The organism is Arthrobacter sp. B0316-1-20 (assembly GCF_059091865.1).
The window spans coordinates 11,862-31,511 of record NZ_JBNHHC010000026.1; the positions used below are offsets into that span (position 1 = coordinate 11,862).

Below are 19,650 nucleotides of genomic sequence, written 5' to 3' on the forward strand. Positions count from 1 at the left end.
TGGAGGACGGGTCGGGCTGCCGGCAGGACATCAGAGCAGCGTCCGGTGCGCCCCCATCAGGCGTTCGTGCAGCGCCAGGGCAGACACATCCGTGAGCGAGGCGATCTGGTCGATCACCACGCGCAGGCGGGCACCGTCGTCGGCGGCCTCCCGCCAATCGGCGGCAAAGGGCTCTTCCAGATGCTTCTCCCCGGTGGCGTGCAGCTCACTGACCAGGTCGTGCAGGATTTCCTGTTGGTGCTCGTAGACCGGCTGGCGCAGATCCGCCGTCATCACGAACGTGGTGGCCAGCCCCTTCATGACGGCAATCTCGGTGGCTGTCTCCTGGGGCACCACCAGCTCGGCCTCGTAGCGCGTCAGCTGTTGCGGGCCGTAGATGGAGCGGGTGGCTTCCATCGCGCTGGAGCAGAATCGGCCGATCAACTGGCTGGTCATGTCCTTCAGCGCGGCCATCGCCTTGCGGCTGCCGTCGGCCTCGCGCACCCAGACGCCGGATTGTTCCAGCCGGGTGAGTGCGTCATCCACTTCCTGGGCGTCGCTGGTGGGGAGGTACCACTGCTGGGTATAGCCGATGACGCGGCTGCGGGTGTCGGCGCTGTCCAGCCATTTAAGCTGGATGCGCCCGGCCACGATGGCGTCTTCGACGTCGTGCACAGAGTAGGAGATGTCGTCGGCCAGATCCATCACCTGGGCCTCCAGGCAGGAGCGGCGCTCGGCTGCTCCTTCGCGCAGCCAGTTGAAGACCGGAAGGTCGTCCTCGTAGGCGCCGAACTTGCTGGTGCGCTTGCCGTGGATGACCGGCGCGTCGTCCGCCGCCCACGGGTACTTGCACGCCGCGTCCAGGCTGGCCCGGGTGAGGTTCAGGCCGGCCGGCGAGCCGTCCGGGCGCAGGATCTTCGGCTCCAGCCGGGTGAGCAGTCGAAGGGTCTGCGCATTGCCTTCGAAACCGCCGATAGCATGCGCTGCCGCGTTGAGCGCGGTCTCCCCGTTGTGGCCAAACGGAGGATGGCCCAGGTCGTGGGAAAGGCAGGCTGCGTCCACTACGTCCGGGTCGCAGCCCAGCGTCCGGCCCAGTTCGCGGCCCACCTGCGCCACCTCCAGGCTGTGGGTCAGCCGGGTCCGGACAAAATCGTCCGTGTCCGGGGACACCACCTGCGTTTTGGCGCCCAGACGGCGCAGAGCCGACGAATGAAGTACCCGCGCGCGGTCCCTTTCGAATTGTGTGCGGTAGGTGCTCTTCGGTTCCTCCGCGTACCAGCGTTCCTGATCGAACTCCGTGTATCCCGGCGTAGGTGGCGCCGGGTGGCCGGTACGCGCCTCAGCCACCGGAGACGTCCAGTTCGGCGGCGGCGATCATTGCCTTGTGATCGGCGTTCAGTTCGCGGCTGGAGAGCCAGCCGTCCGGCAGCGCCGGGCGCTTGGGTGAACCGGCGCGGCCCCGCGGCCCCTCGGCGTCTGCTCCCGGGTAGGGCCCATCGGCGTCGAGTTCGGCCAGCAGTTCGCGGAGCACCTCCAGCGTGGGCACCTGGGCCAGCGCGGCCCGCAGTTCGCCGCCCACCGAGTACCCCTTGAAGTACCAGGCCACATGCTTGCGGATATCCCGCAGCGCCTTCCCCTCGTCCTCGAAATAATCCACCAGCAGCTCGGCGTGACGGTAGAAACTGTCCGCAACATCTTTTAACCCCGGGCGGAAACGGGTGTCGGTGCCTTCGAAGGCTGCCTGCAGGTCGCCGAACAGCCAGGGACGGCCCTGGCACCCACGGCCGACGACGACGCCGTCCACCCCGGTCTGCTGCACCATCCGCACCGCGTCCTCGGCGCTCCAGATGTCGCCGTTGCCCAGTACCGGGACATCCGGCAGCGCCTCGCGCAGTTCGGCAATCGCGTCCCAGTCCGCTTTGCCTGAATAGAACTGGCTGGCCGTACGGCCGTGCAGAGCGACGGCGGCGACGCCGGCGTCGCGGGCGATCTTGCCGGCCTCGATGAAGGTGAGGTGGTCGTCGTCGATCCCCTTGCGCATCTTGATGGTCAACGGCACGTTGCCCTTGGCGGCCTCGCGCGTGGCGGCCTGGATGATCGCGGTGAACAGCTCGGTCTTCCACGGGAGCGCGGAACCGCCGCCACGGCGGGTGACTTTGGGGACCGGGCAGCCAAAGTTCAAATCGATGTGGTCGGCGCGGTCTTCCTCCACCAGCAGCCGGACGGCGGCACCCACCGTCTTGGGGTCTACCCCGTACAGCTGGACGGAGCGCACATCCTCATCCTCGTCATGCGAGATGATCCGCATCGATTCGCGGTTGCGTTCGACGAGCGCTCGGGAGGTGACCATCTCCGCCACATAGAGGCCGCCGCCATACTCGCGGCAGAGCCGGCGGAATGCCTTGTTGGTAATGCCGGCCATCGGAGCCAGGATTACCGGGGTGTCGACGGTGATCGGCCCGATTTTGAGCGGCGGAAGCTCAAGCTTGGCGGCCGATTCGGATGCAGCGGTAAGTGTCACCAGTCCATTCTCTCAAAACCGAACAAATCCGTCCGCCCGCACACCCTCCTGTGGATCGCCGCACGGCGGTGAGGCCTTGGCCAGCGGCCGGGAAACCGGGCGTCCTCAACATCACCCGCGCAGGAGGCCGCCCAGCGCGCTTTCGGAAAAGTGTTCCAGCAGGTCCTGCGGGTTCCGGTACACCTCGGCGGCGCCCGCCTGGGTCAAGACCTCCGCCGCGGTTCCGCCGCACTCCAGTCCGATGCAGGGAATCCCGAGTTCTCCAGCCGCGTGGATGTCCCAGACGGCGTCGCCAACGAAGACAGTGTCCGCGGCCCGAAGCCCGGCCGCGTCCAGGGCGGCTTGCAGAATGTCCGGCGCAGGTTTGCTGTTATCGGCGTCCGCTGAGCTGGTGGCGGCGGTGATCGACCCGTCGGCGTCAATCACCCGGCGCAACACGGCCAGCTCTGCTTCCTCGGCAGACGATGCCAGTACGACGGCGAGTCCCTCCGCGGCCGCGCGGTCCACCAACTCCCGGGCGCCGTCAAAGCGGCGCAGCGCCGGCCAGTAGGTGGAGAAGACGGCGCCGTGAGCGGCCTTGAGCTGTTCGTCCTGCGTCCGGTCGCGGCCGTCGTCGAGCAGTTGCTCGATGAGCCTGCCGCCGCCCATGCCGACGCAGCGGTGGATGGCAGCCATCGGAACGTCAACACCTGCTTGCCGGAACGCCTGCCACCACGCCAGCACGTGCAGGTAGTTCGAGTCCACCAGCGTCCCGTCGACGTCGAACAGCACACCCTTCATGTCCACTCCTTTGCTTCGCCGTGTTAGTCGCTCACGATGGAGGTTGCCGGGCCCAGCTGTCTGGCGACGCCGGAGTCGAGCAGCGGCTGCAGCACAGCAAGCACGGCGGTCATCGAATCGTCCACCTCCAGCTGCACCGGGTACTGGGCCACCAGCATCGCCAGCAACGCACGAACGGCTGCCTCGGCGTCTTCGGCCGGCAGTGCCGTGTCGTAACCCAGCAGCACGTCGGCCGGTGCGTCGGTGCGCTCGTGCGTGTAGCTGACGGCGAAGGCCTGGATGGTGCCGCTCTCGGCCTTCGGCGCACTGCGCAGCACCACCGCTCCGCCGGCTCCCGCTGACTCGCTGAGCAGCATCTGCTGTGCGCGCCCCACGGTCATGTCCGCCCGGTCCCACACGTGGACCGAGTTGTAGAAGTCCGCCACCGCTCGGGTCAGTTCCACCGATCCGGTGGCCGCCTCCTCCAGTTGCGGGCCGGTTTCGCCCAGGGCTGGCAGCGGCAGCGCCCCCGGCGAAACCAGCACAACGCGTGAACTCTGGATCTGGGTCAGGCCGGCGGCCCGGGCAAACGCGGCACCGGATGTGTCCGGCTCCACTTTGGCCCGCAGCTTCCGCACGCCCGACGGCGCCTGCTCGGCTTCGGCGCGGAGCCTCGCCAGCAGGTCGCTGGCGACTCCCGCGCCGCGGTGCCCGCGGGCAACTTCGACGTAGACCCACAACCGGTCCGGGTGCAGGCTGGTCTCATAGACGGCACCTGCGGCAACCGCTATCCCCTGGTCCTCCGCCACGATGCACCGCGACCAGGGCTGGTCGGCGGAAGGCCGGAGCATGGCCCGGAAATGCCCGGCCTGGCCGGTTTCCGGATCGCCCCAGATTTGCAGCAGGGCCAAGTCATCGTCCTCGCGCCAGTCGCGGTAGGTCAGCTGGGCCATGGTTCTCCTTCATCGGGTGCGCTAAACGGGCGGTTCCTGAGGCGGTAACGGATGCCTGTCAGGCCCCGACCAGACGGGCCGCCAGGTATCCTTCGACCTTGTCCAGGGAGACGCGCTCCTGGGCCATCGAATCGCGTTCCCGGATGGTCACCGCCTGGTCCTCAAGGGTGTCGAAGTCCACGGTGATGCAGAACGGCGTGCCGATTTCGTCCTGACGACGGTAGCGGCGGCCGATGGCGCCGGCGTCGTCGAAGTCGATGTTCCAGTTCTTGCGCAGCGCCGCTCCGAGTTCCTTGGCCTTGGGCGAGAGGTCCTCGTTACGGGACAGCGGCAGCACCGCGGCCTTGACCGGGGCCAGCCGCGGATCCAGCCGCAGCACGGTGCGCTTGTCCACCCCGCCCTTGGCGTTCGGCGCCTCGTCCTCGGTGTAGGCGTCCACCAGGAACGCCATGAAGGAGCGGGTCAGGCCCGCGGCCGGCTCGATCACGTACGGGGTATAGCGCTCGTTGGTGGCCTGGTTGAAGTAGCTCAGGTCGGTGCCGGAGTGCTTGGTATGGGTGGACAGGTCGAAGTCGGTGCGGTTGGCGATGCCTTCCAGCTCGCCCCATTCCGAGCCCTGGAAACCGAAGCGGTATTCGACGTCGGTGGTGCCCTTCGAGTAGTGGCTCAGCTTTTCCAGCGGGTGCTCGAAGAGGCGCAGGTTGTCCCGGTTGATGCCCAGGTCCACGTACCACTGCAGCCGCGCGTCGATCCAGTACTGGTGCCACTCTTCGTCCGTGCCCGGCTCCACGAAGAACTCCATCTCCATCTGCTCGAATTCACGCGTGCGGAAGATGAAGTTGCCCGGGGTGATCTCGTTTCGGAAGCTCTTGCCGATCTGGCCGATGCCGAACGGCGGCTTTTTCCGCGAGGTGGTCAGGACGTTGTTGAAGTTCACGAAGATGCCCTGCGCGGTCTCGGGGCGCAGGTAATGCATGCCTTCCTCCTGGGCCACCGGACCCAAAAAGGTCTTGAGCAGGCCGGAGAATTCCTGTGGTTCGGTCCATTCACCCTTGGTGCCGCAGTTGACGCAGGCGATGTCCTTGAGTCCGTTTTCCGGTGCCCGGCCCTTCTTCTCCTCGTATTCTTCCTCGAGGTGGTCGGCGCGGTAGCGTTTGTGGCAGTTGAGGCATTCCACCAGCGGGTCGGAAAAGACGTCGACATGGCCCGATGCTTCCCAGACCTGGCGCGGCAGGATCACCGAGGAATCCAGCCCGACCACGTCGTCGCGGCCGCGCACCATGGTCTGCCACCACTGGCGCTTGATGTTTTCCTTTAGCTCGACACCCAGCGGTCCGTAGTCCCATGCGGAGCGGGATCCACCGTAAATCTCACCAGCCTGGAAAACGAAGCCGCGGCGCTTGGCCAGCGAAATGATCGAATCGAGGACTGATTTGGCTGCTGCCATGAGGTGGCTCTCCGTATCTCTCCAGGGCCGCTGGGTGCGGTCCGCAGGCTGTGATGGCACCAATCCGTCCGGCAGTTGCGGTGCGGATCGGCGCGTAGCGAAGCTACAACGTTAGCCTACCGAAAACGCGAATCCGAACCCGCATGAGGCAGCCGCGACATATGATTCCGGGCCCCTCACCAACAGAGCAACGACGGCGGCGGCGCAGCCAGGGACCGCGGCGGCGCCGTCAGCCGCTCCTGAACGAACGCCGTTGCCACGGCAGCGTGCCGAGCACAGCGGCCAGGAGGGTCAGCAGCGTACCCAGCACCGTCGCCGTCGTAATCACAGTGCCAGGTGCCGGTACGGCCAGGTCCAGCAGCAGCGAGCCCAGGATCTGCCCCGAAATCATGCCCAGTCCGGTCTGGAGCACGCCCAGCGAACGCACCAGCACCGCGGCCACCGCGATGAAGGCGCAGCCGATCGGCCCGCCCAGGTAATACCACCACTCGGCCGGCAGCGGGTTGCCGGTGCCGGCGATCGCCACTTTGATCCCCCACGCCGCCCACAGCAGCGCGCCGCCCACAATGAAATTGATCAGCGTGGCCGGCCATGGCGATCGGTAGTGCATGGTCTGCACCCCGTTCAGGGCCTGCTGGAAACTTTGCAGGAAGCCCGCTGCCAGCGGCAGCAGCACCGGCAGCAGCCAGGCGCTTGCCGGGCCGCCGAGGATGAGCTTGGGCGACACTGCCCAGGCCACCGCCAGCACGGTCAGCACGGCGCTGACCAGGCGGATACCGGTCACCGGACTCCGTCCGCCCGGCCCCAAGCCCAGCCGGTCCACCAGCAAACCGGACATGGTTTGCCCGGTCACCACCGCGACAGTGAAGAGCGCGATGCCGATCAGCGCCACGGTTTCGGCCTGGCTCAGGACCAGGAAGGCACCGCTGCAGCCAGCGAGCAAATACCAGCGCGGGAACTTTCGCTCCCGCAGCGCCGGAACCACGCGGAGCAGTCCGCGGCGGGCCGCCGGCAGCAGCAGGCATAGCGCTGCCAGCAGCACCAGGCCGGTGCTGAAACTGACGACGGCGGCCGCCAGTCCGTCGTCGAGCCGCGCGCCGAGCGCACCGTTGATCCGTCCTTGGATTGGCATGCATACGCCGGCCGCAACAGCCAAGGGCAGACCCACGGCCAGCGGCAGACGATGGTGGATGGGCACACCACCTACTTTAGGGCCGGGGCGCCGCCGCGGTGCCGGAATGCTCCGCCGCCCGGCTGCGCCGTCCCGCCCTCCAGCGGGGCACCGGCACGGCGGCCAGCAGTAGCGCGGCCATGGCCAGCAGCGTGCCCAGCACGGTGGCGGGAGCCAGCAGCGTGCCGGGCGCGGGGAACCACGCATCAAGGGCAAGCGATCCGAGCAGTTGCCCGGCGATCATCCCAATTCCCGACAGCAGGACGCCGAGCGAACGCACCAGGATGTTGGCAAAGACCACGAACACGCAGCCCATCGGCCCGGCCAGGTAGTACCACCACTCGGAAGGCAGCGGATTGCCGGTGCCTGCCACGGCCACCTTCACCAGCCACGCCAGCCACAGCGCGAGGCTGCCGGCGGCGAAATTGATCAGCGTCGCCGTCAGCGGTGTGCCGTAATGCACGGTGGCCGTTCCGTTCATTGCCTGCTGGAAGCTGCGCAGGAAGCCGGCCGTCAAGGGCAGCAGCACCAGCAACAGCCAGAGGCCGCCGGATCCGACCGAGAACTTCGGCGACGCGGCCCAGGCGACTGCCACCAGGGTCAGCGCCGCGCAGGCGATCCGCCGTGCGGTGATCGCCTTCCGTCCGGCCGGGCCCAACCCCATCCGGTCCACCAGCAGGCCGCTGAGCGAGGTGCCGGCGACGGTGGCCACAATGAACAGCGCAATGCCGATCTGCGCGACGGTCAGCCCTTGGGACAAGACCATGAAGGCCCCGAGGCACCCCGCCAGCAGGTACCAGCGCGGAAAGCGGCGTGCGCGCAGGGCAGGGGCAATTCGGCGAAGTCCGGCGCGGCCGCCGGGCAGCACCAGGGTCAACACCACCATCACCGCCAGCCCCACACTGAAACTGACGACGGCGGCCGCCAGACCGTCGTCGAGCTCCGCTCCGAGTGCACCGGTGATCCGGCCCTGCACAGGGATGGCCAGGCCGGTGCCGACAGCCAGCGGCAGGCTCAAGATCAGCGGAAGCGGCGAGGTACTGGGCACACTGGACATCTTAGGCCGGGCCGGGTCAGGCATGATGGAGACATGGCTTCCGACGAAATGTATGACGTGCCGATCCGCGACGAAATGATCCGGCTGGGACAGCTGCTCAAGCTGGCCAACCTGGCCGAAGACGGGATCCAGGCCAAGGAATTCGTCGAGAACGGGTTGGTGAAGGTGAACGGCGAAATCGAGACCCGCCGCGGACGCCAACTGCACGCCGGGGACACGGTCAGCTGCAACGGCGAAACGGTGCGCGTCAGCCGCGGCTGACGCGCACCGCGACAACAACGACGGCGGGCCTGGTGCTCGACAGGTCCCTACTCGACGCTGGCGCGCCTCCATCGCCCCCCGGAACGAGCGACACCCAGGGGCCGGTCAAGAGAGCGCCAGCGAACGCGTGGAGGTGCTACTTGGCGTTCAGCACCTTGTAGGTCAGGAATTCCTTCACGTGCGACAGTTCCTGGGCATTGATGCCGTGGCCGATCCCGGCATAGAGAACCTTGGTCAGGTCCACATGCTCGTTCGCCCACTCATGGGTGAACTCGATCTTGTCCGCGGTGATGACCGGATCCTCCTGGTCGCGGCCCCAGAAGACCGGCGGCTTGATGGCCTTGACCGCATCATCACGGAAGAACACGTTGCCATCCGCTGGCACGGCGAACCCGGAGAGCCCCACGACGGCGGCGATCTCCTCCGGCCGGTGGCGCAGCACCGACGTTGCCACGGCCATGCCCATGGAGAAACCCAGCACCGAAACGCTGCTGTGCTGGCCCTTAACACTGTCCAGCCAGGTCACTACATCGCTGACGGCCTTGGTCACCTTGTCCACGGAGAAGTCCGGCTCGTGCATCAACGGGAACCAGGTGAAGCCCGGCCCCATCGCCACCGGCGCACGGACCGCCGCCACGGTGAATTCCTCCGGCAGACCGGGCACCAGGCCCATAAGGTCCTGCTCGTGGGATCCGTAGCCGTGGAAGAGCACCAGCAGCGGTGTGCCCGCCCGTTCCTGCTCGGGCTTGGACCAGGCGACCACGGGCTGATAAGTAGTTTCAGTCATGCCGTCCATGGTCGCACAGAACCGCTATTACTTGAAAGTTTGAGCTTCTTCGGCAGGCGGACCGTCGTCGTCTCCTTGGGCGGGGCGCGCCTGCGCCGCCGCGCCGCTCCGCTCGATGTGCGCCGTCAATTCGGCAATGAAGCGGTCGGGATATTCCAGATGCGGTGAATGGCCGCAGTTGTCCAACAGAACCTCGGTGAAGCGTCCGCCGTTGGCCGCATATTTTTCCAGCACCGCCCGGATTTGCGAGATCATCGGCTGCAGCGGGGCCGTTTCCTCCCCCGGCCAGCCGGGCAGCACTCCGGCCTTGCCCAGGCAGTTCAGGTCGAAGAACGAAGCATCGGACACGATGGCGTCGCTATCGCCGTGGATCCACAGAATGTCCGGCTTGTCCGCCAGGTCCACCAGGGCGCTGGTATTGAAGACTCCAGGCGCCATCGTGTTGAGCACGCCGCGGCGCCCTGGAGCGAAACCCGGCCAGTTCTGCGACGGGACGGAATCCCCTGGATAGTTGTCGGGGCCGGTCTTGGTGCTGAGCATCGATTCGACCCAGATGTGCTCATGCGGGGACTCGAACCCGGCATGCACGTAGGTGGAGCGGTAGACCGACAGCGGCGAGGCGGGTGCGTCGTCGCTCCTGTCACCTGCTTCCAGCCGCGCGATGAAATCGGGGTTGGCGCCGCCGCCCCCGGTTCCGGCGTCGTCCTCGGTCAGCCGCCGCCCCTCCGGACCTGCCGTCCCGCCGAAACCGTACGGCGAGACCGGCGCTTGCAGCGCGAGGCTGAGGACCGGGTGCTCCAGCGCGTACTGCATCGCCACACCCCCGCCCATGCTCCAGCCGACCAAGTGCACGGGGCCCAGCTGCAAAGCTTCGAGCAGCCCGTGCAGGTCATCGGCAAAGTCACGCAAGCCGCGGCTTGCGTCCACCGGAGCCGTGTCGGTCTGGCCAAATCCGCGCAGGTCCGGCGCCAGCACGCGGTACTCCGGCGGCAGCGCCTGCATGGTCTCCTGCCAGAACAGCGAGGAGGAAACATTCCCGTGTACCAGAACCACCGGAATGCCGTCTGGCCGGTCGCCGGCGCGCTCCAAGACGTTCACTGTCAGCCGCTTGGTCGGCACCCGCCGCGCACTGATTCCCGCTAGCAATTCCATCTCAGCTCCTCGAGACTGAGTCAGCCGAGATGGCCGCCTCCAGCTCACACCCTAGCCAAAGATCCCGCCGCGGGCCATGCTTTCCTGAAAGATGATTCAGGTTTTACCTACGGGCATATCTGTGCATCCGAGGCGGCTTCTTGGGAGGATGTACCTGTGAGTAACTTGTCCCGTCCTGAAGCCCCCTCCTCCACGGTCGCCGCGGGCCACCCCTGGAGCCGCTTTGTAGCCATTGGCGATTCCTTCACCGAAGGCATCGGCGACCCTGATCCACGCAGTCCGGGTGGATACCGCGGCTGGGCCGACCGCGTGGCCGAGGAACTGGCCCGCGGCCAGGAGGACTTTGCCTACGCCAACCTGGCCATCCGCGGCCGCCTGCTGCAGCAGATCATCGATGAACAGATCGAACCGGCTCTGGCACTGAAGCCTGACCTGATCTCGGTCTGCGCCGGCGGCAATGACGTGATCCGCCCCCGAGCCGACCCGGATGCCCTGGCGGAGAAGATCGACCGGGCCGTCACCAGATTGGCTGCCTCCGGTGCAACCATCGTGCTGTTCACCGCGCCCGACTTCGGGGAGACCCCGGTGCTCGGCAGTGTCCGCGGCAAGGCCGCCATCTACAACGAGAACCTGCGCACGGTGGCCGCCCGCCACGACGCCATCGTTGCCGACATGTGGGCGCTGCGGCAACTGAAGGCGCCGCAGATGTGGGCGCCGGACCGGCTGCATTTCTCCCCGCTCGGGCACCACACCATCGCCGCCATGGTGCTGGACGCACTCAACGTCGAGCACACGCTGCAGCCGGAGGCACCCAAACCGCTGCCGCCCAAGCGCTGGCGCACCGCGCGCACCGAGGACTTCGTGTGGGCCCGCCAGCATCTGGTCCCGTGGGTGCTGCGCAGGCTCCGGCATCAGTCCTCCGGCGACGGGATCCTGCCCAAGCGTCCGGCTGCCGACCCGTTCTTCGGCCCGGGCATGCCTCCCGGCACGGCCGGATAACGGAGCCTGCCGTGCCGCAACCGGATCCCCAGGACATCCGCCGCCACCGTTTGCGGGCACAGCGGCTCTGGGACCACCCCGCGGACGACGCCGGCGCTGCCTTGCGCTGGCTCCTCGCCTTCCAGTCGCAGGAGTATGTTTATGCCCGCTGGTCGTTGGCGCAACGGACCGGCGGGTCGGCCCGGGACAATGCGGCGGACGTCGACGCGGCGATCGCCGCCGGAACGATCCTGCGCACGCACGTTCTGCGGCCCACCTGGCACTTCGTGTACCGCGACGATCTGCACTGGCTGATGCTGCTCTCCGGACCCCGGCTCAAGGCAGGCAACAAAGGCCGGGACCGGCAACTGGGCCTGGATGACGCGACGGTCGCGCGCAGCAATGAGGTGCTGGCCGCGGCGGTCGCTGACGGCCAGCACCGCACCCGGGATGAACTCGCGTCCCGGCTCACCAAAGCGGAGCTGCTTGAGGACAACGGGGCGAAGTTGAACGGTGCGTCCCTGCGCGGCCAGCGGCTGGGGCATCTGGTGTTCCACGCGGAGATGGACCGGATCCTGGTCAGCGGCACGCCGCGGTCGGCGGGATCCGGCACCGTACAGCAAACGTACGCCTCCTTCGACGAGCGCGTCCCGCCCCTGCGAACGGGCTTCGACAGGGAGGCAGCACTGGCGCGGCTCACCGGGCGGTACTTCGCCAGCCGCGGGCCGGCCTCGGTGAAGGACTGCTCGGACTGGTCCAAGCTGCCGCAGGCCGACATTAGGCGCGGATTGGAAGCAGGCGGGCAGGAGGGATTGGAGCGGACCGAAGCCGATGGGGTGGAGCTCTGGTTCTCCCCCGCAGCCGGGGCCGGCGGCGCACCCACTGCAGTCGGGACCGGCGGCGCACCCACTGCAGCGACCGAATGTCCCCGCGCCGACCTGATCCAGTGCTACGACGAATACGTCATGGGCTACACCAAAACGCGCGGCTACCTGGGCGGTTCGGCCCCGGCGGCGCTGAGCAGCACGGTGCCGCAGCATGTGCTGCTGCTGGACGGCAAGATGGCCGGAAACTGGAAACACGTGCTCAAGCCCGGCCCAGCCGAGCTGCGCCTGAAGCCGCTGCGCGTGTTCAGTCCCGCGGAGCGGCATGCCGTGGACCATGCCGTGGCTCGCTACGCGGCGTTCCTGCGGCGGCCCCTCACGCTGGAACTGGCATGAGGGCCATCGTCAGCCGCCGCCCGCGCTGCGGCTGCGGAGGGTCAACAACTGGATCGGACGCAGCTCGAACCTCGCCGAGCGCTCCCCGGCTCAGGCTCGGAAAAACGCCTGCGTGAGCTCGTCATGTAGCTGGTGGACGTCGGTCAGGAAGCCGTCGTGGCCCAGCGGCGTTTCGATGGTGTGTACCTTGACGGACCCCGGCAGTGCCTCGGCCAACTGCCGCGACTGTTCCGGGAAGTAGAGACGGTCGGAATCTACCGCCGCGATGAAGAATTCCGTCTCCTCAAGGCCGCCCAGGGACTGCTCCAGCGAGCCGCGGCCGCGGGAAACGTCGTGGCTGACCAGGGCCTCGGTGAGCAGGATGTAGCTGTTGGCGTCGAAGCGGGAAACCAGCTTCTCCGCCTGGTAGTCGAGGTAGCTTTCCACTGCATAGCGGCCGCGGGCCGACGGCGTGATGCCACCGAACGGCTGCTCCTCCGCCTGCGCCGAGCGGCCGAACCGGTACTCCAGTTCCGGCTCGGAACGGTAGTTGATGTGCGCGATCCGCCGGGCAATGCCCAGTCCGGCTTCAGGGGCGGGACCACCGTAGTAGTCGCCGCCGGCGAAGTGGGGATCCAGCCGGATGGCCGCGACCTGCGCCTGCGCAAACGCGATCTGTTCGGCGGTGCTGGCTGCCCCACACGCCATCACCGCGCACCGGGCCGTTCGCTCGGGGAACGTTGCTGCCCACTCGAGCGCGCGGGCCCCGCCCATCGACCCGCCGAGCACGGCATGCCAGCGGCGGATGCCTAGCGCATCTGCCAGCCGCGCCTCGGCCCGAACCGAGTCGCGGATGGTGACGAACGGAAACCGCGACCCCCATGGCGAGCCGTCCGGTGCCGGGCACGCCGGACCGGTGGAGCCGTAGCAGCCGCCAATCATGTTGGCGGCCACTACGAAATAGCGCTCCGTGTCGATGGTGGCACCGGGCCCGACCAGGTCGTCCCACCAGCCGTCCTCGTCGGAGGTGCCGCGGGCCACATGCGTGCTGCCGGTCAGGGCGTGCTCGATCAGGACGGCGTTCGACGCATCCGCGTTGAGGGTGCCCCAGGTTTCAAAGCCCAGGACAACCTCGGGCAGGTAGCCGCCGGCTTCCAGTTCCAGCGCACCAACAGGCATCCTGCGCAGGACGCCATCCGTCGCCTGATCCACAAGTTCCTGCGGTTGCACTATCGTCACGCTGCGTTCTACCTGCTTGCCTAGTCGTCCGAGCCCTTGGCGGCACGGAACCCGGCCTCCAAATCGGCGATGATGTCGTTGACGTTCTCGATGCCCACCGAGAGCCGGACCAGTCCGTCGGTCACGCCGGCGGACAACCGCTCCTCCGCCGAAAGCTGGGCGTGCGTGGTCGACGCCGGGTGGATCACCAGCGAGCGCACGTCGCCGAGGTTGGCCACATGCGAATGCAGTTCAAGTCCGTCCACAAAACGCTTGCCGGCCTCCAGTCCACCCTTGATCTCGAACGACACGATGGCACCGGTGCCCTTCGGACCGTACTTACGTCCGCGCTCGTACCAGGGGCTCGACGGCAGGCCGAGGTACGCAACGGAAGCAACGTCGTCGTGCGCTTCGAGGAACTCCGCCACCTTCTGCGCGTTGGCCACGTGCCGCTCGACCCGCAGGCTCAGCGTCTCAAGGCCTTGGGCGATCAGGAAGGCATTGAACGGGGAAATGGCAGAGCCCAGATCGCGCAGCAGCTGCACGCGGGCCTTGAGGATGTAGGCGAGGTTGGCGCCAAGCGCACTTCCGAAACCCAGGTCGCGGGCGAAGACCAGGCCGTTGTAGGTGTCGTCCGGAGTGTTGAAGCCCGGGAATTTCTCCGGATCGGCAGCGAAATCGAAGGTGCCGGCGTCCACGATCACGCCGCCGATGGCTGTCCCGTGACCCCCGAGGTACTTGGTGGCCGAGTGGAGCACAATGTCGGCCCCCCACTCGATCGGGCGAATCAGGTACGGGGTTGCGAGCGTGTTGTCGACGATCAGCGGCACGCCGTTCTCGTGCGCGATGCTGCTGACGGCCTCCAAGTCCAGCACGTCCTGGCGCGGGTTGGAGACCACCTCGCCGAAGAACGCCTTGGTGTTCGGCTTCACGGCGTCGCGCCACTGCTGCAGGTTGTCCGGATCCTCAACGAACGTCACTTCGATGCCGAACTTGGGCAGCGTGGTGCGCAGCAGGTTGTACGTACCGCCGTACAGGCTGGGGCTGGCTACGATATGGTCGCCGGCCTCGGCCAGGTTCAGGATGGAGAACGTGGACGCAGCCTGGCCGGAGGCCAGCAGCAGTGCGCCGACGCCGCCTTCCAGGTTGGCGATCCGGGTTTCCACAGCCTCGCTCGTCGGGTTGCCGATCCGGGTGTAAATGGGCGCCAGTTCGGACAGGGCGAAGCGGTCCGCGGCGCTCTGCGCGCTGGGGAACACGAACGACGTGGTCTGGTAGATCGGCAGCGCGCGGGCGCCGGTGGCGGCATCCGGCTCCTGGCCGACGTGGATTTGACGGGTTTCAAAGGACCAGTCTGCATTGGACATGGTGCAACTCCTTCAACGGAAGGGGTCATCCGGGATCCGGCCGTGCCGGTATATCCGTCCCGGGTGTGACCCGCGCTTGCGCACCGCCTTGTGGCGGCTGCCTGGTCTTCACCCGGGGCACCCCACCGCGGTTGGAGGGTTGCCGGCCAGCAAACCGGGGTTTCACGCTGGCACTCATGACCTGCGTCCAGTCTCGGCGGAGAGACCGGCGGGCCGCAACAATATGACATCTTGTGACCGCCTGCGGTGCTCACTTCCCTGCCTCACCGGGGACACGAACAAACCCTTGGCTGTCAAGGGCTAGCGTGAAGAACCACCACGAAAACACAGTGACTTAGGTCACCCTAAGTCGAGCACGGGTTCACAAAGTGCCAAGATATGCCTATGCGCTTCGACCACGTTTCTTATGCTGTTGAGCCCGACGGCCTGGCTGCCACCTCAGAGCGGATTTCCAAAGCTCTGGGTATCGACGCAGTCAAGGGCGGGGTGCATCCCCGCTTCGGCACCCGCAATATGATCTTCCCCCTGACTGACCATCACTACCTGGAAGTCGTGGAGGTCCTGGACCACCCCGCGTCCGACAAGGCCCCCTTCGGCCAAGCCGTGCGTGCCCGGTCCGAAGCCGGCGGTGGCTGGATGGGCTGGTGCGTGGAAGTGGACGATCTGACCCCGTTCGAAGAGCGGCTGGGCCGTCATGCGGTCCCCGGGAACCGAAAGTTTCCGGACGGGCAGGAATTGAGTTGGCAGCAAATCGGCATCAAGGGCCTGATCGCCGACCCGCAGGTCCCCTACATGCTGCGCTGGGATGACGGCACCGAGGCGCTCCACCCGTCCAACGCGCGCCCCGCAACCGTCAAGCTGATCGGCCTGACCATTGCCGGATCCTCGGAACGCGTGGCCGACTGGCTGGGCACCCCGGTGGATGCCCTTCTCGACGACGTCAAGGTTGCCTGGACCGCGCCGAACGGCACGCCCGGCATCATGTCGGTCCGCTTCGAAACCGCGAACGGCATCGTCGAACTCTAAAGTTCTGGTCCCGGCTGGACGGTACCAAGGATCGCGTTTTTGCAGGGGCTCCCATTTCGGCCTCTTGCGCCACCGTGGGTGGGAGCAAGAGGCGGAACGGGAGCCTTTGGCATGTCCGGTAGGGAACCGCCGGATTCCCGCGGGGTGGGCGGGGCGGTTTAGGTCCCGATGCCGATGGCCGGACCCACCAGCGCATACCCGACAAAGCCCGCGATATCCAGCAGTGCATGAGCAATCACCAGCGGCATCACCCGCTTGACCTTCGTGTAGACGTACCCGAATATCAGCCCCATCAGGAAGTTCCCGATGCCCGGCCCGATCCCCTGGTACAGGTGGTAGGTCCCGCGCAGGGCGGCGCTGACGAAGATTGTGGTCCAGATCCCCCAGCCGAACTTGGCGAACCGGTTGAAGAGGTAGCCCAGCATGACCACCTCTTCGAGGATGGCGTGGCGCAGGGCGGACAGCACCAGCACCGGCACGGTCCACCAGTATTCGTCCAAGGCCGCGGGGACAATGGCGGTGGTGATCCCCAGCGCCCGGCCGGCGGCATAGACGACCAACGTGCCGGCCCCCATCACCAGCGCCAGCAGGAAGCCCAGACCGAAGTCCACCTTGGGCCGGGAGAAGGTAAATCCGATCGAGCGGAAGGCCGATTGGCCGGGCGAGGTCATGAGGAGCAGCACCAAGGCCACCGGCACCAGCGCAAAGCAGATGCCGAGCATCTGGTAGACGAAATCGAAGATTTCCCGCTGGTTCAGTACCGGGTTCAGCTTGGTGGTTTGCGAGGCCAGCGGCGCGCGGGTCATCTTCTCCAGCAAGTTCACCACGGCGTAGACCGCCGACTGCCCCAGCGAAACTCCGAGCACAATGAGCACTTCCGCCCGGTAGTAGCTCAAGGTGCGCGGTGCACTCGCGGTGACCACCTTCTGCTTGTCCATAGCCTCCATCTTGCCAAGGGATCCGGGGTCGGAGACAGTCGGAATGGATCCGCGTTCCACCCTCCCCCCGCCGCTGCATCGGCTTTCGTTGCGGCGCCGGCGTTCCGAGACCAGGCCTCGCTAGAGGTCCAGCAGCAAACGCTTGCCCTTGCACCGGGAGACGCAGATCATCATGGTGTCTCCGGCGTCGCGTTCGGCATCGGAAAGCAGCGAATCGCGGTGGTCAATCTCGCCGCCCAACACGGGCGTTTCACAGGTACCGCAGATTCCCTCACGGCACGAATTCAGCGCGCTGATCCCGGCCGCTTCGAGGGCCTGCAAGATGGACTCATCGGATCCCACCGGGACCTCCGTCCCGTCGGCCAGTTCGACGACGAAGGCCGACTCGCCGCCCGCGGGGGCCACCGGGGCACCGCCGGTAGCGGCGAAGCGTTCACAGTGGAACCGTCCGGGGTCTTCCCAGCCGTCGGCAATCGACTCAATGACATTGAGCAGCGGGCCGGGACCGCAGGCGTATACGTGCGTGCCCGAGCCCTGCTCCGCCAACAGATCGGCCAGCGGGTAGAAACCGCTCTCGTCGTCGGCGTGAATGTGGATGTCCCCACCGAGCGCCATGATCTCTTCGAGGAACGCCATCGAGGAGCGGCTGCGTCCCAGGTAAACCAGGCGCCACGGTACGCCGAGTTCGGCAGCCTCGCGGATCATCGGCAGGATCGGAGTAATACCGATGCCGCCGGCGATGAAGACGTAGCTGTCCGCGGGGGCCAAGACGAAGTTGTTGCGCGGGCCCCGGACCTGGATCTTGGTGCCGGGCCTCAGCATGTCGTGCACATAGGCCGAGCCGCCGCGCCCCTCGGCCTCGCGCAGGATCCCCAGCCGCCAGGCTGAGCGGTCCGTGCGCACGGAGCAGAGCGAGTACTGGCGCAGCAGGCCGTTGGGTAGGAGCACATCCACGTGGGAGCCGGCGTCCCACTCCGGCAACGCCTCCCCCAGCGGGTGCTCCAGCTCCAACGAGACGACGTTGCTGGATTCGCGCCGGATCGAGCGGACCTCGACGTCGAAAAATTCTTCGGTCATGATTCCCCCTTTGCCACGTCAGGCCGCGGCCGGTTCGGCGAGCACAGAGGCAAGGAAGGCCTTGGTGCGTTCGTTCTGAGGGTTGGTGATGATGTCACGGGCCGGTCCCTGCTCCACCACATAGCCGTCCGCCATAAAGACCACCCGGTCGGCGACGTCGCGGGCAAAGTGCATCTCGTGCGTCACCACCACCATGGTCATGCCGGAGTTGGCCAGGTCCTTCATGACCTTCAGGACCTCACCCACCAACTCCGGGTCGAGGGCGGAGGTCGGCTCATCAAAGAGCATCAGCTGAGGCTCCATGCACAGGGCGCGGGCGATAGCCACCCGCTGTTGCTGGCCGCCGGAAAGCTGGCGCGGATAAGCCTCGGCCTTTTCCGCCAGTCCTACCTTCTCCAGCAGGGACATGGCCCGGGCCGTGGCAGTGGCCTTCTTCTCCTTGCGGACCAGCCGCGGTGCCTCGATCAGGTTTTCCATCACCGTCATGTGCGGAAACAGGTTGAACTGCTGGAAGACCATGCCGACTTCGGTGCGGCCGCGGCAGACGTCGTTGTGGCTCTGTTCATACAGCTTGCTGCCTTTGAGGTCGTAGCCCACGATCTTGCCGTTCACCCACATGCGGCCGCCGTCGACCGTTTCCAGGTGATTAATACAGCGCAGGAAGGTGCTCTTGCCCGATCCTGAAGGGCCGATCAAGCAGACAACTTCCCCCGGCTGCACCTGCAGGTCAATGCCCTTCAGAACCTGGTTGGAGCCGAAATTCTTGCAGATCGCGTCCGCTTTAACCATCGGTTCAACGCCGTGCGTAAGCGTCATTTCTTGCTGCCTTTCAGGGAGAGTGCGTCGTGCGTCGCGAAAAACCGCTTCAGCTGCTGCAGCGGTGTCGGCGGGAGGCTCCGCTGGTTGCCGCGGGCAAAGCGCCGCTCCAGGTAGTACTGGCCGATGGTCAGGATCGAAGTGATCAGCAGGTACCAGAGGCTGGCGACGATCAGCAGGGGCACTGTCTCGAACGTCCGCGCGTAGATGATCTGCGCCGAGTACAGCAGCTCCGGCACCGAGATGACGCTGACCAACGCGGTGGTCTTGAGCATGCCGATGGTTTCGTTTCCGGTGGGTGGGATGATCACGCGCATCGCCTGCGGCAGCACCACCCGGCGCATCGTCTGCATCCGGGTAATGCCCAGGGCCTCGGCTGCCTCGGTTTGCCCATGGTCAACGGAAAGTATTCCTGCCCGGACGATCTCGGACATGTAAGCGCCCTGGTTAAGGCCAAGGCCGAGGATCGCTGCTGTCATGGGGGTGATCAGCTGGTTTGCGTCCAGCTCGACGCCGGGAATACCGAGTGTGATGACCGGATACAGTGCCGCGAGGTTGAACCAGAACAGCAACTGCACCAGCACCGGCGTGCCGCGGAAGAAGTTCACGTAGGCGAAGGCGGCACCTCGTACCACTGGATTGACGGAGAGCCGCATGACTGCGAACACGACGCCGAGCACAATGCCGATGGCCATGCTGATCGCGGTCAAGCCAAGCGTGACGAGAATGCCCCGGCCGATGGACACGTCGCGCAAGTAAAGTCCGACCACGTCCCAGCCGAAGTTGGGGTTTGTCATCACGGACCGCGCCAGCAGTCCGGCGATCACAACGATCACGGCCGCGGCCAGCCACCGGCCGGGATGCTTGGCCTTGACGACGGTGTAGCCATCGCCGGCAGGGGCTGCTTGCTCGCTTCGGGTAGTCACGACAGTCATGCGGCTGCT

At 66.7% G+C, this 19,650-nt stretch carries 19 protein-coding genes and 1 riboswitch; of the genes, 4 read left to right on the forward strand and 15 right to left on the reverse strand.

The genetic code is table 11. The features are described from left to right. Positions 1–30: 30 nt before the first annotated feature. The 7 genes from AC5RW2_RS29605 to AC5RW2_RS29635 all read right to left on the reverse strand — a co-directional run bounded on the left by AC5RW2_RS29605 (position 31) and on the right by AC5RW2_RS29635 (position 7,887). The gene (locus AC5RW2_RS29605) at positions 31–1,326 is read right to left on the reverse strand and encodes a deoxyguanosinetriphosphate triphosphohydrolase (protein WP_493952446.1); all 1,296 of its coding nucleotides are present in this window, start codon (positions 1,324–1,326) and stop codon (positions 31–33) included. Then, entirely contained in the window at positions 1,319–2,500 is a 1,182-nt protein-coding gene (dusB, locus tag AC5RW2_RS29610) for a tRNA dihydrouridine synthase DusB (RefSeq protein WP_493963997.1), read from the reverse strand. The genes AC5RW2_RS29605 and dusB overlap by 8 nt, the downstream gene beginning before the upstream one ends. A gap of 111 nt (positions 2,501–2,611) precedes the next feature. Next, positions 2,612–3,280, reverse strand: a complete 669-nt coding sequence (locus tag AC5RW2_RS29615) for an HAD family hydrolase (protein WP_493963996.1) — start codon at positions 3,278–3,280, stop codon at positions 2,612–2,614. A 23-nt stretch (positions 3,281–3,303) separates the two neighbouring features. Then, positions 3,304–4,212 carry a GNAT family N-acetyltransferase gene (locus tag AC5RW2_RS29620; RefSeq protein ID WP_493963995.1) on the reverse strand — a complete coding sequence of 303 codons (909 nt, stop codon included), beginning with the start codon at positions 4,210–4,212 and terminating at the stop codon, positions 3,304–3,306. 58 nt (positions 4,213–4,270) lie between these two features. After that, a complete protein-coding gene (locus tag AC5RW2_RS29625; protein WP_493940706.1) occupies positions 4,271–5,659 on the reverse strand; it encodes a glycine--tRNA ligase in 1,389 nt (462 codons plus the stop codon). A 229-nt stretch (positions 5,660–5,888) separates the two neighbouring features. Further along, a complete protein-coding gene (locus tag AC5RW2_RS29630; protein ID WP_493963994.1) occupies positions 5,889–6,857 on the reverse strand; it encodes a DMT family transporter in 969 nt (322 codons plus the stop codon). A gap of 10 nt (positions 6,858–6,867) precedes the next feature. Further along, complete coding sequence (locus tag AC5RW2_RS29635) at positions 6,868–7,887, reverse strand: DMT family transporter (RefSeq protein WP_493964078.1); 1,020 nt, start codon at positions 7,885–7,887, stop codon at positions 6,868–6,870. A gap of 33 nt (positions 7,888–7,920) precedes the next feature. Between AC5RW2_RS29635 and AC5RW2_RS29640 the strand changes: the two genes are divergently transcribed. After that, positions 7,921–8,148 carry an RNA-binding S4 domain-containing protein gene (locus AC5RW2_RS29640; RefSeq protein ID WP_364650838.1) on the forward strand — a complete coding sequence of 76 codons (228 nt, stop codon included), beginning with the start codon at positions 7,921–7,923 and terminating at the stop codon, positions 8,146–8,148. 136 nt (positions 8,149–8,284) lie between these two features. Here the strand turns inward: AC5RW2_RS29640 and AC5RW2_RS29645 are convergent, their stop codons facing one another. Both AC5RW2_RS29645 and AC5RW2_RS29650 read right to left on the reverse strand, forming a co-directional pair. Further along, complete coding sequence (locus AC5RW2_RS29645) at positions 8,285–8,935, reverse strand: alpha/beta hydrolase (protein WP_493952452.1); 651 nt, start codon at positions 8,933–8,935, stop codon at positions 8,285–8,287. Between the two features lie 27 nt (positions 8,936–8,962). Then, complete coding sequence (locus AC5RW2_RS29650; RefSeq protein ID WP_493963993.1) at positions 8,963–10,087, reverse strand: alpha/beta fold hydrolase; 1,125 nt, start codon at positions 10,085–10,087, stop codon at positions 8,963–8,965. Between the two features lie 156 nt (positions 10,088–10,243). On the opposite strand from AC5RW2_RS29650, the gene AC5RW2_RS29655 reads away from it, so the two are divergent. Beyond that, positions 10,244–11,086 carry an SGNH/GDSL hydrolase family protein gene (locus AC5RW2_RS29655; RefSeq protein WP_493963992.1) on the forward strand — a complete coding sequence of 281 codons (843 nt, stop codon included), beginning with the start codon at positions 10,244–10,246 and terminating at the stop codon, positions 11,084–11,086. 11 nt (positions 11,087–11,097) lie between these two features. After that, positions 11,098–12,285: a winged helix DNA-binding domain-containing protein gene (locus AC5RW2_RS29660; protein WP_493963991.1), complete on the forward strand. Its 1,188-nt coding sequence runs from the start codon at positions 11,098–11,100 to the stop codon at positions 12,283–12,285. A gap of 90 nt (positions 12,286–12,375) precedes the next feature. On the opposite strand, the gene metX is transcribed toward AC5RW2_RS29660, so the two are convergent. Next, positions 12,376–13,443 (reverse strand): homoserine O-acetyltransferase MetX, encoded by a 1,068-nt coding sequence (metX, locus tag AC5RW2_RS29665; protein ID WP_493964077.1) that lies wholly within the window; start codon positions 13,441–13,443, stop codon positions 12,376–12,378. An 80-nt stretch (positions 13,444–13,523) separates the two neighbouring features. Beyond that, a complete protein-coding gene (locus AC5RW2_RS29670; RefSeq protein WP_493963990.1) occupies positions 13,524–14,849 on the reverse strand; it encodes a bifunctional o-acetylhomoserine/o-acetylserine sulfhydrylase in 1,326 nt (441 codons plus the stop codon). A gap of 67 nt (positions 14,850–14,916) precedes the next feature. Next, a riboswitch (SAM riboswitch) is annotated at positions 14,917–15,031 on the reverse strand. A gap of 202 nt (positions 15,032–15,233) precedes the next feature. On the opposite strand from AC5RW2_RS29670, the gene AC5RW2_RS29675 reads away from it, so the two are divergent. Then, positions 15,234–15,875: a VOC family protein gene (locus AC5RW2_RS29675; protein WP_493963989.1), complete on the forward strand. Its 642-nt coding sequence runs from the start codon at positions 15,234–15,236 to the stop codon at positions 15,873–15,875. A 158-nt stretch (positions 15,876–16,033) separates the two neighbouring features. On the opposite strand, the gene AC5RW2_RS29680 is transcribed toward AC5RW2_RS29675, so the two are convergent. From AC5RW2_RS29680 to AC5RW2_RS29695, 4 genes are all read right to left on the reverse strand, one after another. Continuing rightward, positions 16,034–16,813 carry a CPBP family intramembrane glutamic endopeptidase gene (locus tag AC5RW2_RS29680; protein ID WP_493963988.1) on the reverse strand — a complete coding sequence of 260 codons (780 nt, stop codon included), beginning with the start codon at positions 16,811–16,813 and terminating at the stop codon, positions 16,034–16,036. Positions 16,814–16,933: 120 nt separating this feature from the next. After that, positions 16,934–17,890, reverse strand: a complete 957-nt coding sequence (locus AC5RW2_RS29685) for a PDR/VanB family oxidoreductase (RefSeq protein WP_493963987.1) — start codon at positions 17,888–17,890, stop codon at positions 16,934–16,936. An 18-nt stretch (positions 17,891–17,908) separates the two neighbouring features. Next, positions 17,909–18,706 (reverse strand): amino acid ABC transporter ATP-binding protein, encoded by a 798-nt coding sequence (locus AC5RW2_RS29690; RefSeq protein ID WP_493963986.1) that lies wholly within the window; start codon positions 18,704–18,706, stop codon positions 17,909–17,911. After that, positions 18,703–19,641, reverse strand: a complete 939-nt coding sequence (locus AC5RW2_RS29695; RefSeq protein WP_493952460.1) for an amino acid ABC transporter permease — start codon at positions 19,639–19,641, stop codon at positions 18,703–18,705. Before AC5RW2_RS29695 ends, AC5RW2_RS29690 begins: the two co-directional genes overlap by 4 nt. Positions 19,642–19,650 lie beyond the last annotated feature (9 nt).

Coding starts and splice junctions, on each gene's coding strand:
- AC5RW2_RS29615 (WP_493963996.1), bottom strand. CDS start 3,280: ATGAAGGGTGTGCTGTTCGACGTCGACGGGACGCTGGTGGACTCGAAC.
- AC5RW2_RS29620 (WP_493963995.1), bottom strand. CDS start 4,212: ATGGCCCAGCTGACCTACCGCGACTGGCGCGAGGACGATGACTTGGCC.
- AC5RW2_RS29625 (WP_493940706.1), bottom strand. CDS start 5,659: ATGGCAGCAGCCAAATCAGTCCTCGATTCGATCATTTCGCTGGCCAAG.
- AC5RW2_RS29635 (WP_493964078.1), bottom strand. CDS start 7,887: ATGTCCAGTGTGCCCAGTACCTCGCCGCTTCCGCTGATCTTGAGCCTG.
- AC5RW2_RS29640 (WP_364650838.1), top strand. CDS start 7,921: ATGGCTTCCGACGAAATGTATGACGTGCCGATCCGCGACGAAATGATC.
- AC5RW2_RS29645 (WP_493952452.1), bottom strand. CDS start 8,935: ATGACTGAAACTACTTATCAGCCCGTGGTCGCCTGGTCCAAGCCCGAG.
- AC5RW2_RS29650 (WP_493963993.1), bottom strand. CDS start 10,087: ATGGAATTGCTAGCGGGAATCAGTGCGCGGCGGGTGCCGACCAAGCGG.
- metX (WP_493964077.1), bottom strand. CDS start 13,443: ATGCCTGTTGGTGCGCTGGAACTGGAAGCCGGCGGCTACCTGCCCGAG.
- AC5RW2_RS29670 (WP_493963990.1), bottom strand. CDS start 14,849: ATGTCCAATGCAGACTGGTCCTTTGAAACCCGTCAAATCCACGTCGGC.
- AC5RW2_RS29675 (WP_493963989.1), top strand. CDS start 15,234: ATGCGCTTCGACCACGTTTCTTATGCTGTTGAGCCCGACGGCCTGGCT.
- AC5RW2_RS29680 (WP_493963988.1), bottom strand. CDS start 16,813: ATGGACAAGCAGAAGGTGGTCACCGCGAGTGCACCGCGCACCTTGAGC.
- AC5RW2_RS29685 (WP_493963987.1), bottom strand. CDS start 17,890: ATGACCGAAGAATTTTTCGACGTCGAGGTCCGCTCGATCCGGCGCGAA.
- AC5RW2_RS29690 (WP_493963986.1), bottom strand. CDS start 18,706: ATGACGCTTACGCACGGCGTTGAACCGATGGTTAAAGCGGACGCGATC.
- AC5RW2_RS29695 (WP_493952460.1), bottom strand. CDS start 19,641: ATGACTGTCGTGACTACCCGAAGCGAGCAAGCAGCCCCTGCCGGCGAT.